This window comes from Thermoactinomyces vulgaris, assembly GCF_003688725.1.
Lineage (GTDB): Bacteria > Bacillota > Bacilli > Thermoactinomycetales > Thermoactinomycetaceae > Thermoactinomyces > Thermoactinomyces vulgaris.
Window position 1 is genome coordinate 584,859 of record NZ_REFP01000007.1, and the last position, 13,422, is coordinate 598,280.

Annotated in this window: 14 protein-coding genes; all 14 read left to right on the plus strand. The window is 49.7% G+C overall.

Annotated elements, in window-relative coordinates; all coding sequences use genetic code 11:
• The first annotated feature begins 176 nt into the window (after positions 1–176).
• The 14 genes from trpE (at position 177) to ATH33_RS03385 (ending at position 13,397) form a co-directional block, all read left to right on the plus strand.
• Complete coding sequence (gene trpE / locus ATH33_RS03320) at positions 177–1,691, plus strand: anthranilate synthase component I (RefSeq protein WP_037995259.1); 1,515 nt, start codon at positions 177–179, stop codon at positions 1,689–1,691.
• On the plus strand, positions 1,688–2,710 hold the full coding sequence (trpD, locus tag ATH33_RS03325; RefSeq protein WP_037995256.1) for an anthranilate phosphoribosyltransferase: 1,023 nt from the start codon (positions 1,688–1,690) through the stop codon (positions 2,708–2,710). The genes trpE and trpD overlap by 4 nt, the downstream gene beginning before the upstream one ends.
• A complete protein-coding gene (gene trpC / locus ATH33_RS03330; protein WP_037995254.1) occupies positions 2,700–3,479 on the plus strand; it encodes an indole-3-glycerol phosphate synthase TrpC in 780 nt (259 codons plus the stop codon). Before trpD ends, trpC begins: the two co-directional genes overlap by 11 nt.
• The gene (locus ATH33_RS03335) at positions 3,476–4,144 is read left to right on the plus strand and encodes a phosphoribosylanthranilate isomerase (RefSeq protein ID WP_037995253.1); all 669 of its coding nucleotides are present in this window, start codon (positions 3,476–3,478) and stop codon (positions 4,142–4,144) included. The genes trpC and ATH33_RS03335 overlap by 4 nt, the downstream gene beginning before the upstream one ends.
• Positions 4,128–5,327 carry a tryptophan synthase subunit beta gene (gene trpB, locus ATH33_RS03340; protein ID WP_037995250.1) on the plus strand — a complete coding sequence of 400 codons (1,200 nt, stop codon included), beginning with the start codon at positions 4,128–4,130 and terminating at the stop codon, positions 5,325–5,327. The genes ATH33_RS03335 and trpB overlap by 17 nt, the downstream gene beginning before the upstream one ends.
• Complete coding sequence (gene trpA, locus ATH33_RS03345) at positions 5,327–6,124, plus strand: tryptophan synthase subunit alpha (RefSeq protein ID WP_121874049.1); 798 nt, start codon at positions 5,327–5,329, stop codon at positions 6,122–6,124. The genes trpB and trpA overlap by 1 nt, the downstream gene beginning before the upstream one ends.
• A gap of 31 nt (positions 6,125–6,155) precedes the next feature.
• The gene (gene hisC / locus ATH33_RS03350) at positions 6,156–7,247 is read left to right on the plus strand and encodes a histidinol-phosphate transaminase (RefSeq protein WP_037995245.1); all 1,092 of its coding nucleotides are present in this window, start codon (positions 6,156–6,158) and stop codon (positions 7,245–7,247) included.
• A 9-nt stretch (positions 7,248–7,256) separates the two neighbouring features.
• Complete coding sequence (locus tag ATH33_RS03355) at positions 7,257–8,387, plus strand: prephenate dehydrogenase (RefSeq protein ID WP_069201541.1); 1,131 nt, start codon at positions 7,257–7,259, stop codon at positions 8,385–8,387.
• Positions 8,384–9,676: a 3-phosphoshikimate 1-carboxyvinyltransferase gene (aroA, locus tag ATH33_RS03360; RefSeq protein ID WP_037995242.1), complete on the plus strand. Its 1,293-nt coding sequence runs from the start codon at positions 8,384–8,386 to the stop codon at positions 9,674–9,676. The genes ATH33_RS03355 and aroA overlap by 4 nt, the downstream gene beginning before the upstream one ends.
• A 168-nt stretch (positions 9,677–9,844) precedes the next feature.
• Positions 9,845–10,342: a hypothetical protein gene (locus tag ATH33_RS03365; protein WP_062842975.1), complete on the plus strand. Its 498-nt coding sequence runs from the start codon at positions 9,845–9,847 to the stop codon at positions 10,340–10,342.
• Between the two features lie 81 nt (positions 10,343–10,423).
• Complete coding sequence (locus tag ATH33_RS03370) at positions 10,424–11,554, plus strand: hypothetical protein (protein ID WP_052186685.1); 1,131 nt, start codon at positions 10,424–10,426, stop codon at positions 11,552–11,554.
• Between the two features lie 115 nt (positions 11,555–11,669).
• Positions 11,670–12,218 carry a YpiB family protein gene (locus ATH33_RS03375; protein ID WP_037995237.1) on the plus strand — a complete coding sequence of 183 codons (549 nt, stop codon included), beginning with the start codon at positions 11,670–11,672 and terminating at the stop codon, positions 12,216–12,218.
• A 59-nt stretch (positions 12,219–12,277) separates the two neighbouring features.
• A complete protein-coding gene (locus tag ATH33_RS03380; RefSeq protein WP_062842976.1) occupies positions 12,278–12,733 on the plus strand; it encodes a DUF2487 family protein in 456 nt (151 codons plus the stop codon).
• A 166-nt stretch (positions 12,734–12,899) separates the two neighbouring features.
• A complete protein-coding gene (locus ATH33_RS03385; RefSeq protein ID WP_037995233.1) occupies positions 12,900–13,397 on the plus strand; it encodes a Rieske (2Fe-2S) protein in 498 nt (165 codons plus the stop codon).
• The last annotated feature ends 25 nt before the right edge of the window (positions 13,398–13,422 follow it).

The following is a 13,422-nucleotide window of genomic DNA, read 5'->3' on the forward strand; positions in this document are numbered from 1 at the left end:
AGCATAGTTATTCAGATGAGCTGAGTTGAGCAGAGAATGGAGATAGCGGAGCAGAGTGGAGGCTGAATGATACATGAAAAAGCAGCCAAAGCAACGCTTGCTTTGGTTTTTTATATTTTCCTCTGCATTCCCCGCTGTTCCCTTCTCTCAAAACCCATTTTTGAGGAGGGATTTTTTTGATTTACCCCACAAGAGAAACTGCGTTGTCACTGAGCAAAAAATATCAATTGATTCCGCTTTGCAAAAGAGTGCTGGCTGATACCGAAACCCCCATCCGTTTGTATGCGCGGGTGAAGGATCAACCTTATTCCTTTTTGTTGGAAAGTGTCGAAGAGAGTGAGCACCGATCCCGGTATTCCTTTATCGGATATGACCCGTTTTTGACGGTAAAAGGAAAAGGGACCGAAATCACGACGACAAAGCGGAATGGCGAAAGCCAAAAAACAGTGACTCCTTCCCCGTTTGCTTTTTTACAATCCATGCTTGAACAGTATCAAACCCCGGTTTATAAAGATTTTCCCTCATTTCTGGGAGGGGTGGTCGGCTATACCGGTTACGATGCCATCCGGTTTAAGGAGCCGGACCGGAAGGTGACCAAAGGGACTTCTGACCAAAACGACCTTCATTACATGTTTGTGGACCGATTGCTGGTTTTTGACCATCTGAAAGAAGAAGTCATTTTTGTTTCCCACCTGAAGGTTTCCCCCGGGATGTCCAATCAGGAAATAAAAGAGGCCTATGATCAGGAGGCGGACCGGCTGGAGAAATGGTCATCGGAGTTTTTGAAGAAACCGGGCCCCGTTCCTTCATTATCTTTTGAAGAGAGGGAAGTTTCCGAACAGGATGTCAAAGCGGACGTCAGCAAAGACGAATTTATGCAAATGGTGAAGCAAACCAAGGAATACATTCAAAACGGCGAAGTTTTGCAAGTGGTTCTTGCCCGTTCGCTGACGGTTGATCCGGCACCTCCGTCTTTCGAAGTTTACCGGGCGTTAAGGGTTTTGAATCCTTCCCCTTACATGTATTATTTGAACTTTGGTGACGAAAAGGTTGTCGGGACTTCGCCGGAATTGTTGGTGCGTGTCACCGGTTCCACCGCTGAAACTTGTCCCATTGCCGGAACCAGACCGCGCGGAAAAGACGAACTGGAAGACCAGGCATTGATGGAGGATTTGTTGCAAGACCAAAAAGAACGCGACGAACATGTGATGCTGGTGGATCTGGGACGGGAAGACATCGGGCGCGTTGCCAAAGTGGGGACGGTGAAAGTGCCGGATTATATGAAGATCGAAAAGTATTCCCACGTCATGCATCTGGTTTCCCGGATCCAAGGGGAACTGAAAGAAGGAAAGAAACCCATGGATGCTTTGCTCGCTTGTTTCCCGGCGGGAACCTTGTCCGGAGCGCCCAGGGTGCGGGCAATGGAAATCATCGCCGACCTGGAGGCGTCTCCCCGGGGCATTTACGGGGGAGCGCTCGGTTATTTCAGTTTCAGTGGGGATATGGACAAATGCATTACCATCCGGACCATTGTGTTCCGTGACGGAAAAGCACAGGTTCAATCCGGTGCGGGCATTGTCGCCGGTTCGGATCCGGAAAGGGAATATTTCGAGACCTGGCATAAAGCAAAGGGAATGCTCAAAGCATTGGCGATGGTTCGGCCGGAAAAGGCAGGGAGTTCGGTAGGATGAAGCCGTTTCTGAAAAAAGTGGTGGAAGGAGAACCTCTCAGCCGCAGTGAAGCAAAACAAGCGATGGAAGAGATGATCAACGGAAACGTGCCACAGACACAAATCGCAAGTTTTTTGACAGCGATGCGGATGAAAGGGGAAACGGTGGAAGAACTGATCGGTTTTGTCGAAGGCATCCATTCGCAAGCCATTCCCGTCCGGAACCCGTTTGAAGAAGCGGTGGATACTTGCGGAACCGGCGGGGACGGACAAAATACATTTAACATTTCAACAGCGGCATCCATCGTTGCATCTGCGGCGGGGGTGCCCGTCATCAAACACGGAAACCGCGCGGTATCCGGCAAAAGCGGGAGTGCCGATGCCTTGGAGGCCTTAAAGATGAATATCCGTTTGAATGCCGAAGAAGCAGTAAAAATGCTTGAAAAGACAGGACTTTGCTTTTTATTCGCCCCTTTGTTCCATCCGGCGGTCAAAAAGGTGATGTCCATCCGGAAAGAGCTTGGGTTTCGCACCTGTTTCAATTTGATGGGGCCCCTGTTGAATCCGGCGCGGGTGAAAGTGCAATTGTTGGGCGTTTATGATGCCGGCTTAACCGGGAAGGTGGCGCATGTATTGAATCACTTGGGCGTCAAAAGAGCGCTGGTGGTGTCGGGGCTGGACGGCTTGGATGAGATGACGGTGACGGATGCGACCCGCATCAGTGAATTGGAGAACGGAGAGATGAAAACTTACGAGGTCACTCCGGAGTCCCTCGGAGTGAACCGTTGGCATGCAGCCAGTCTTCGGGGCGGAACCGCAGAAGAAAATGCCCGGATCATGAAAGAAGTTTTTGCGGGCAAGGAGGGGGCTCCTGCCGATATCGTCAGCATCAATGCCGGGGCGGTCCTCTATCTTGCGGGGAAAGCCGGATCATTGAAAGAAGGGACGGAGCAGGCGAAACGGATCATTCAATCGGGACGTGCCCGGGAGCAGCTGAACAAAGTGGTTCATGCTTCGAAGGAGGTAACCTATGTTTCTTGAAAAAATCGCAAACACCAAAGCAAAAGAAATCAGAGCCCTTCACGATCAAATTTCCCCGCATGACTGCAAGCGTGCCAAACGCCTTCCGAACGGGTTGTCTTTAAAAGAGAAGCTTGCGGGGACGGAGGCCGCCGTTATTGCCGAAGTGAAATCCGCCTCTCCGTCCAAAGGGGTGATCTCGGAAAAGGTGGATCCGGTGAAGGTGGCCAAGGGATATGAGCTTGGCGGAGCGGCGGCCGTGTCGGTGTTGACGGATACCGTTTATTTTCACGGTAAACCGGAATATTTGACACAAGTGAAACAAAATGTCGGCTTGCCCGTGCTTCGCAAAGATTTCATCATCGATGAATTGCAAGTGTATGAAAGCAAACTGTTGGGAGCCGACATCATTTTACTCATTGCCGCTTTATTGGATGAAAAGCGCTTAAAACGGTTCACCCGGACGGCCCATGAGCTGGGGATGGAAGTTTTGGTTGAAATCCATGAAGAAGACGAAATTCCTCTGGCGCTTTCGTGCGATCCGGATGTGATCGGAATCAATAACCGGAATTTGCATACTTTTCAAACCGATATCTCCCATACTGAGAAGCTGAGACCGCTCATTCCCCCGGGACGCCCTGTGATCGGTGAGAGCGGCGTTCTCTCTTTGGAAGATGCAAAGCGGATTCACAAAGCCGGAGTGCAAGGATTGCTGGTCGGGGAATACCTGATGCGCCAGGAAAATCCGGAATGGGCCGTTCGTGATTTGCGAGAGGGTTTAAGCCGATGAAAAAGCCGTTTATTAAGTTTTGCGGTTTTCAAAGCGTTCGGGATGTGCAAAAGGTCAGCCGGTTGCCGGTGGATGCCGTGGGATTTATTTTGGTTCCCGGCCGGAGAAGGTCCGTGACCCGCAGCCGATTGCCGGAATTGATCCGGCATCTGTCTGCAGGGCAGGCGGCCATCGGGGTTTTACAAAATCCTTCTTGGGATGAAGTGAAAAGTTGGTTGGAAACCGCGTCCCTGTCCGGCATTCAATTGCATGGAGAAGAACCTGCAGGGTTGCTCCGGAAAATCAAATCGGCCCGGCCCGGCCTTCATCTTACCAAAGTGATTCATATGCAAGATGCTTGGCCGGAACCGGCGAGGCTAAAAGCGTATCAGCCGTGGGCCGATGCAATTTTGCTCGACACCGCCGCCGGAAACATCAAAGGCGGAACCGGAAAACCGTTTGATTGGCGTTTGATCCCGGCCTGGAAAGAGGCGTGCAACAAGTTGAATCTGCCCTGTTGGGTTGCCGGTGGATTGGACGAAAACAATGTGGTGGAGTTGATCACCCGCTATCGTCCCGACGGAATTGACGTGTCCGGCGGAATAGAAATCAATCAACGCAAAGACGGCGTAAAAATGCGTCTTTTTTTGGAAAGGGTGAAAAGAGCTTATGCCGCTACTTCATAAAAAAGCCGCGTCTTGGAGATTCGGGGAATTCGGGGGACGTTACGTTCCCGAAACCACCATGAATGCCCTGATTGAACTGGAAGCCGGATTTGAAGAGGCAATGAAGGATCCTTCCTTTAAAGAAGAGTTAAACCATTGGTTGGAACATTATTCAGGACGCCCGACCGCATTGACTTATGCAAAAAGACTCACCGAATATGCCGGTGGGGCCAAAATTTATTTAAAAAGGGAGGATTTGAACCATACCGGTGCCCACAAGATCAACAACGCCTTGGGGCAGGCGCTTTTGGCCAAGCGGATGGGAAAAACCAAATTGATTGCCGAAACCGGAGCCGGTCAGCACGGAGTGGCCACGGCAACGGTTGCCGCACTTTTGGGCTTGGAATGCGAAGTGTTTATGGGAGAAGAAGATATCCAGCGGCAACAGTTGAATGTTTTTCGGATGGAACTTTTGGGGGCGAAAGTGCAACCGGTTTGTTCCGGTACCCGCACATTAAAGGATGCCACCAATGAAGCGCTCCGGCGTTGGGTGGCGGAGGTGGACCATGCCTTCTATCTGATCGGTTCGGCCGTGGGTCCCCATCCTTATCCGCTGATTGTCAAAACGTTCCAACGGGTGATCGGCGATGAGACCCGGATCCAAATATTAAACCGGGAAGGACGACTTCCGACGGATGTCGTGGCTTGTGTCGGGGGAGGAAGCAATGCGATCGGCATGTTTTCCGGGTTTCTGGATGAGGAAGAGGTGCGTCTTCACGGGGTGGAAGCCGCGGGAAAAGGATTGTCCACCGGATTGCATGCCGCTTCGCTCAACAAAGGGGAAACCGGCGTTTTGCACGGCATGTACAGTTATTTCCTGCAGGATGAAAACGGCCAGGTGTTGCCGGCCCATTCCATTTCAGCCGGACTGGATTACCCCGGGGTCGGGCCCGAGCATGCGTACCTGCACAAGACCGGCCGGGTGCGCTATACGTCGGTGACCGACCAAGAAGCATTGGAAGCGGTGAAAATCCTTTGCCGGACGGAGGGGATTTTGCCTGCGTTGGAGTCGGCGCATGCCGTTTGGGAAGGGATCCGGTTGGCCAAACAACGGGATTTTCGGGATTTGATTGTGATTTGTTTATCAGGCCGCGGGGATAAGGATGTGGAAACGATCCGCCGGGCGTTAAGAGGTGAATCGTGATGAACCGTTTGCAACAAACCTTTGTTCAAAAAGAGAACCATTTCATTCCTTTCATCATGTGCGGCGATCCGGATATGGAAGTGTCGGAAAGCCTCATCCGGTTGCTGGAAGAGGAAGGGGCATCGGCCATTGAGTTGGGGGTTCCTTTTTCGGATCCGATGGCCGACGGTCCGGTCATTCAGGCCGCGGGGGAGCGTGCTTTGAAAAACCAAGTGACTTTGGCCAAAGTGCTTCAATTGGGAAAAAAGATGCGAAAAAACGGCAGTGAAGTGCCTCTGATTTTGTTTACGTATGCCAATCCCGTGTACCGGTTTGGCATGGAAAAACTGGTGGATGAAGCAGCCGCTCACGGATTTGACGGGTTGATCGTCCCGGATTTGCCTTTTGAAGAAAGCGAAGAATTACGCCATTTGGGGAAAAAACGCGGTTTGTGCGTGATTCCCCTGGTGGCGCCGACATCCCAAGACCGGGTGAAAGAAATCGTTTCAGAAGCCCAAGGGTTTGTTTACTGCGTCTCTTCACTGGGAACGACCGGGATGCGGGATCAATTCGCCGGACACACCAGTCAGTTTCTGGATACGGTCCGGAAGTTCAGCCCGGTTCCCACGGCAGTGGGTTTTGGCATTTCCAACCGGGAACACGTCCGGCACTTTTTAAACCATGCCGATGCTGTTGTGGTCGGCAGTGCGTTGGTCAAGAAAATCGAGGAACAATCGGACTTGTTGAAGGATCAGGGGAAAAGGGAAGACGGGTTGAAGAACATCAGGGTGTTTGTCAGACAGTTAAAATCGGAGTAAGATAGAAATAAAAAATTGAAAGGGAATGGGCATGAAACCAAAAGCAACCGTTCAAGGACTACCAGTCTATCAACCTGGCAAAACACTTGCAGAGGTAAAAGAGGAGTACGGGATCCACGATGTGGTCAAGTTGGCTTCGAATGAAAATCCTTTCGGCTGTTCCCCGAAGGTTTGGGAAGCTTTGGGAGAGATGAAAGGGGAGTTCCATCTCTATCCGGAAGGGAATGCTCCGAAACTGCGTGAAAAATTGGCGGAGTACTTGGAAACCGACCCGCTGCGTATCATCTTCGGAAACGGATCGGATGAATTGATTCAGATGATCGGCCGCACTTATCTGGAGCCGGGGACGGAATCGGTGATGGCTGATCTCACTTTCCCGCGATATGAAACCGCGGTGCGGATTGAAGGAGCCCGGCCGGTGAAGGTGCCTTTAAAAGACGGCGTGCATGACTTGGAAGCCATGTTGGAGGCGGTGACGGACCGGACCAGGGTGATCTGGATCTGCAATCCGAACAATCCGACCGGAACGATTGTGACCCGGCAAGAGCTGACATGGTTTTTGGACCGGCTGCCGGAACACGTCTTGGTGGTGTTGGACGAAGCGTATTATGAATATGTCACGGATCCGGATTACCCCGATTCCTTGTCTTTGCTGGATTATAATCCGCAACTCATTGTTTTGCGCACTTTCTCCAAAATCTTTGGTTTGGCCGCTTTCCGTGCCGGATACGGGATTGCCCATCCGGATGTGGTTCGCGAGTTAAACCGGGTCCGTGAACCTTTCAACCTGAACCGGCTTGCGCAAACTGCGGCACTGGCGGCGTTGGAGGATGAAACATTTATTTTTTATTGCCGGAACCAAAATCGGTTGGGAATCAAACAGATTACGGAAAAATTGGATGAATGGAACCTTCATTATTATCCGGCGCATGGAAACTTTATCTTGATGGATACCACCATGCCGGCCGGTGAGGTGTTTCAGGGATTGCTTCGTCAAGGGGTGATTGTCCGGTCCGGAGAGGCGCTGGGCTTCCCGACTTACATCCGTGTCACGGTTGGAAACAAAGAACAAAATGACCGGTTTTTAAAAGCGTTGGAGCAACTTTTGGAAATGAAAGGATAGAATCTCCCGATGCCTGAAAAAATTGCGATTCTGGGAATTGGATTAATCGGCGGATCATTGGCACTGGGATTGAAAGAACGGACCGATGCCGTGGTGGTCGGATATGACCGTTCGGAAAAAGACTTGCGGTATGCAATGGCGATTGGCGCCGTGGATGATTGGACCACTTCCCTCCCGCAGGCGGTCAGCAATGCCGACATGGTTGTCATCGCCTTGCCTGTGGGCCAAATCAAGCAAATGATTGAGACATTGGCCGAACTTCCCCTGAAGCCGTCATGCATTGTGACGGATGTGGGGAGCACCAAATCGGAGATCATGGAAGCAAGCCGCAAATTAAAAGAAAAAGGAATCGTGTTTATTGGCGGACACCCCATGGCCGGATCGCATCAGTCAGGCATTCAGGCGGCCCGGTCTTTGTTGTTTGAGAATGCTTACTATGTTTTGACACCGGATCCGGAGGCCTCCCTTTGGGAGGTGCAAAAGATCAGCCAGTTGTTGCACAAGGCGACCCGGGCCGAGCTGGTGATCATGAATGCAGCGCATCATGACCGGATTGTGGGGGCGATCAGCCATTTGCCCCATATCATCGCGGCCGGATTGGTGAATGTGGTCGGCAATTATAATGAAGAAAATGAATGGTTTCATCGCTTGGCGGCAGGCGGGTTTCGGGATTTGACCCGCATTGGTGCCAGTCACCCGGTCATGTGGCGGGATATTTTGCTTTCCAACAGGAACGCGCTGTTAAAGTTGATGGATGATTGGATTGAAAAAATGGAAGAAGTCCGCTCCGCCATTTCTGACGGGGAACAAGAGCAAATTGAAGTGTTTTTCAGCCGTTCCCGCCGGTTAAGGCAACAATTGCCGGATAAAAAGCGCCGGGGGATACTGGAACCGCGGTATGAATTGCATGTGGATGTGCCGGACCAGCCGGGGGTGATCGGAAAGATTGCCACCCTGTTGGGAGACGAAAACATCAATATCAGCAATTTGGAAGTGATGGAAAACCGGGAAGAGATTCCCGGCGTCTTAAAAATTGCCTTTAAAAAAGAAAAAGATTATCTGGCCGCCATCTCTGTCTTGCGCAGGGAAGGCTTGGAAGTATTCAGTGAGGACGAAAGCTGGGAGGAAAGCAAAGGATGATGGAAATATCGCAGTCGAAACCGTTTCAATTGACTTGCAAAGTACCCGGTGACAAATCGATTTCCCACCGCTCCATCATGCTGGGGGCATTGGCTGAAGGGGTGACCGAAGTCGAGGGCTTTCTGCCCGGAAAGGATTGTTTGGGGACCATGCAATGTTTTGAGCAGATGGGAGTGGAAATTGAACGATTGTCCCCCACATCCGTGCGGATTCACGGACGGGGGATTCACGGATTAAAAGAGCCGGTGGCCCCGCTGGATGTGGGAAACTCCGGCACGACCATCCGGTTGATGCTGGGAATATTGGCCGGAGCGCCGTTTTTTTCAACGGTGATCGGTGATGAATCCATCGGCCGCCGTCCCATGGACAGGGTGGTTCAACCGTTACGAAAAATGGGAGCACGCATTGAAGGGCGGGAAAACGGGCGTTACACCCCTCTTGCCATAAAAGGAGGCCGTTTGCAGGGGATCACCTATCACAGCCCGGTGGCCAGCGCCCAAGTGAAGTCTTGTCTCTTGCTGGCCGGTTTAAGCGCGGAAGGGGTCACCACGGTGGCGGAGCCCTCTCTATCCCGTGACCATACCGAACGCATGCTGCCGGCGTTTGGAGCCGCATTGACGGCGAAAGATCATGTGGTTTCCATAGAAGGTGGACAATCGTTGCAAGGAACCAAAGTCCGGGTGCCGGGGGATATTTCCTCTGCTGCGTTCCTGCTGGCCGCCGCCCTGATGGTGCCGGGCAGTCAGGTGACGGTGGAAGACGTCGGGTTAAACCCGACAAGGACCGGAATCCTGGATGCTTTTAAACAAATGGGAGCCGGAGTGGAAGTGGAAGAAACCAGAAGCTGGTGTAATGAACCCGTCGGCAGAGTGACGGTTCGCACGGGAGAGCTTCATGGAGTGACCATTGGCGGAGAGATGATTCCGCGCCTCATTGATGAAATTCCGGTTTTGGCCGTTGTTGCCACTCAAGCCAAAGGAACCACGGTCATCAAAGATGCCAAAGAATTAAAAGTGAAGGAATCAAACCGGATTGCCACCACAGTCAACGAACTGAAGAAGTTGGGGGCAAACATCGAAGAAACCGAAGACGGCATGGTGATCGAAGGACCCGTGACCCTGCGCGGCGGCATCACCACCAGCCACGGGGATCATCGAATCGGCATGTCGATGGCGGTTGCCGGATTGGGTTCAAAAGAAACCGTCAAGGTATTGGATGTGGAATCCATCGATGTATCTTTCCCTGGATTTTTCCGTTACATCCAAAAAATGCAAGTGAGTCAAATCTGAAAATTAAAAAATGTTGTTGACCTTGTCCACTTCTGACCTTATAATGGGAACTACAGTATGGTTTCTCTCCACTCCTATCCAATATGTACGTCCTGTGCAACCCGCCCGATCAGATCGGGCGGTTCTTTTTTTTTTCTTGTAAACATAAAAGTGGGATGAGGTGGTTTCATGCGGACAAGAGTCGGTCGTTTTAGCCTTGAATTTTTAATCGTGATCGGACTGGTCATGGCATTGAAAATCTGGTTTTTTCCTTTGTTGATTTCATTTTGGTTTCCAGCCCGGTTGGTGGCGGATCATTTGATGGAGTGGACCGTGCTGATTATTGGTGTCATGATGATGTTTATTTATTTGGGGTTGGGCTCTTCCGGAAAGCAAACCCATGGGTTGTCGCTGTGGCAGGCAACGGCGGTGTTTTCGGGGCTTCATCTTTTGTTTTTTATTCAAACGGTGTCCGTGATTGATCAATTTTATTTATATTGGAAAGATTTGATCGGGGATTTATTGGCCTTGTTTTTTCCAAAACAAACCATTCATGATTGGCATTTGGTCATCATCTATTTTATTCTTTTTCTGGCAGGCCGAGGGATTCAGGTGAAAGAGGAAAAAACGGAAGAACACCGCGACAACCAGAAATCATCCATCCCGTTAAATGAGAAGAATCTCTGAAAACCATGACGGCAAAGAGTCTATCTTTCTCCCGATTCGTCCAAAATAAAAATAACGAGTCTTCGAGGAGGAAGATGGACGGTGAACATGGCAGAATGGTTAACCTATGCGGACATTGAACAGCTGAAACGAATGAACCGGTACTACGGGTGTGAAAATCAAAATTCCAGTTCCAAATATGACCTGATCCGGTCGTTGTTGCAGCGCATGAACAAAAAAAACCAGCTGGAGGAGCAAATTGCTTCCCTCGACAAATATGAATTCCGTTTTCTGCAATTGATCATGTTGGATCCGAGCCTTCAATACTCCATGGAAGAACTTCTGGCCAAAGGGAGGGCAGCCTTGGACGGAGAGAAAGGCGAGCCGCGCCGGTTCATTGTGGAGTCGTTGAAAAGAGGGTGGATTTTTCCCGGCTATTCCCATCGTACGCAATCGCTGTATCATGTTCCTTCCGATTTGCGGAAAAAAGTGAGTGAGATTTTGCTCAAGCCTTTCCGGTTGAAAGGAAGTTACCGGGAGGATCCACCGGCGGTTTATCGTGATGAACAAAACCAATTGCTTCACGACTTGGATCATTTCCTTCTGTTCTTAAAAAAGGAAATTGTCCGGTTGACCTTGGACGGAGCGATCTATAAAAATCAACAAAAGCAAATGTTTCAAACGTTTTATGTCCCGGAAGAGCCGGTTTCCAAAAAAGGCCCCCGGTTTGGATTCGGCCGTTGTTATCATCTGTATCCGGACCGTTTTTCACTATTGTATGATTATGCCTATTACAAAGGATATTTTATAGAGGATAAAGATGGATATTTGTGTTTAACGGAGAAAGGTTCGGGGAAATTAAATAATCAAGAGAAGCAACAGATTGACCACGGAAAAGAAATGGTCCGGTTTTGGATACGTCTTTACCGGCGGGCGGTTCCACAGTTGCCGATGGTCATTCGTTTGATCGCGTTGTTGGCTTATCCGGGATGGATCCGGACGGTTACGGTTTATCAGGCAACGGAATCCTGGCTCAACCCTTTTTATTACGAAACAAAAGAAAGCGTTTTCCATAAAGTGCTGAAAATGATGGTGCATCTCGGAGTGCTGAAGATCGGCCGGGAAGAAGAGGAACAATATATTTCCCTTACACCATCCGGAGTCAAATGGTTATACGGGATTTCGGCCTTCAGGGAGCGTGCGATCGAGGAAGGGTTCCTCCAAAGGACCTGAGGCAGGAATCAATGTCCTTGGCGCCGAAAACATGTTGTACCCGGAAACGGCTTGTTTCCGGATTGCAGCCGGAATAAAATGAATTTTCCAAACGGCACAAGGGGTGGGGGGGAATATGAAAAGCAACGTGTCTGTGGCAAAGAAAAAATCATTCATTCATTGGTTCCTGGAAAATTACGATTTGCAGAAAAAAGAAGCGGCATGGTTACTCGGTTATTTGCTTTCCGATGACCGGTTGCTCCAAAAAGTCCGTTTTGTGGATCATGTCCGCAACCTGCCCAAATCCATGATTATATCAACCCGTTGCAGTAAAATGGTCCCATTTCGTTTTACGAAAAACAGACGGGTGTATACGAATGTGGAGACGGCTTTAGACGATATCCGGGCGTATCCCCATGAAGAGCTATATATCGGTTTGTATTTTAAAAAACGTTTCTCGTGTTCCAAATTTACCGCGGTATTGGAGGTTTATTCCATGGAGAAACATGACTTGGTGCAAGACCATTTGCTGAGTCTGTTTGCGGAGATGCTTCTGGATCAGGCGGTAAAGGATTTTGAAAAAAAACGTTTGTACGAACAAATTGATGATGCTTTGGCCAAGCGAGATGTTGAAACATTTTTACAACTTAGCAAACAATGGAAGGAAATACTGGAGTCCACATGATATATTCGTTATAATGCTCAGCAGAAGCTGGGCATTTTTTTTGGAAAGAAGGTTACAAGATGCGACTGGATCAAATCAATCAGGACGGTTGGAAGGAAGTGGCGGCATTTGTGGATACATTGTGCCTGCCTGTTGCCTCCGTCCGGATCAAGGAAAAAGATTTGGATATTAAAAACGGGAAAATGGTTCGATATTTTGCTGAAGAACTGGAAAAAACTTTAACAGGGCGGTTGTTGCTCTTGCCGTCCATTTCATATACGGGACAAAACCCGGAGGTTTTTAAATCGTATTTTCATGAAATAATAAAAGATATCAGGCAATCTGGTTTTAACTATTTTGTCATCGTTTACGACGGGAGATTGAAAGCGTTGGTGGAGGAGAGTTACGGGGAAAATGAGCAAAACTTGTTGTTCCATGCCATGGAACTTTCACCGGAGGCCACCCAATCAGAAATGGAGGAAGAAACCCGGAAACTTTATGAAAAAGTGTTGGAACTCTGGCAACATCAATCTTAATGTTCAAGATTTTTGGGAACATTGTCCTTGAAAGTCTGAACCCTTCCTTGACTTTTATGGAAAGCTTTCGCTATCATGTATATGTCCTAGTAAAAGATGAAAGTGTCCTAGCATAGATTCCGGTCCGAGTGGACGGTAAGCCGGATAGAAGGAGGTCGGACAAAACGTGAGTAAGAAAGTTTCCCGCCGGCAATTTTTAACGTACACATTAGGTGGGACCGGTGCTTTCCTTGCTTCGGGAGTCCTTTTCCCGATGGTTCGGTTTGTTGCTGATCCGTTACTCAGAAAAGGAGAAGGCGGCGAATTCCACGACGTTGGTTTGAGCGTGGATGAAATTACCGATACACCAAAGGAAGTACGTTTTACGGTTCACCGTAAAGACGGCTGGTACAACCCGCCTAAAGGGGAACAGATGACTGCTTGGGTGCTGAAGTTAAACGGTGAATTTGTGGCTTTGTCCCCTGTTTGCAAGCATTTGGGATGTACCGTAAACTGGAACAGCAACCCGCAGTTTAAAAACCAGTTCTTCTGTCCCTGCCACTTTGGCCGGTACACGAAGGATGGGACCAACGTCCCGGGTACCCCCCCATCAGCACCTCTTGATCGCTATGAAACGAAAGTGCAAGATGGAAAGTTATTGATTGGACCGCTAATCAAGAAGTAAATGGTTGCTGAAACGGAGGTGTAGC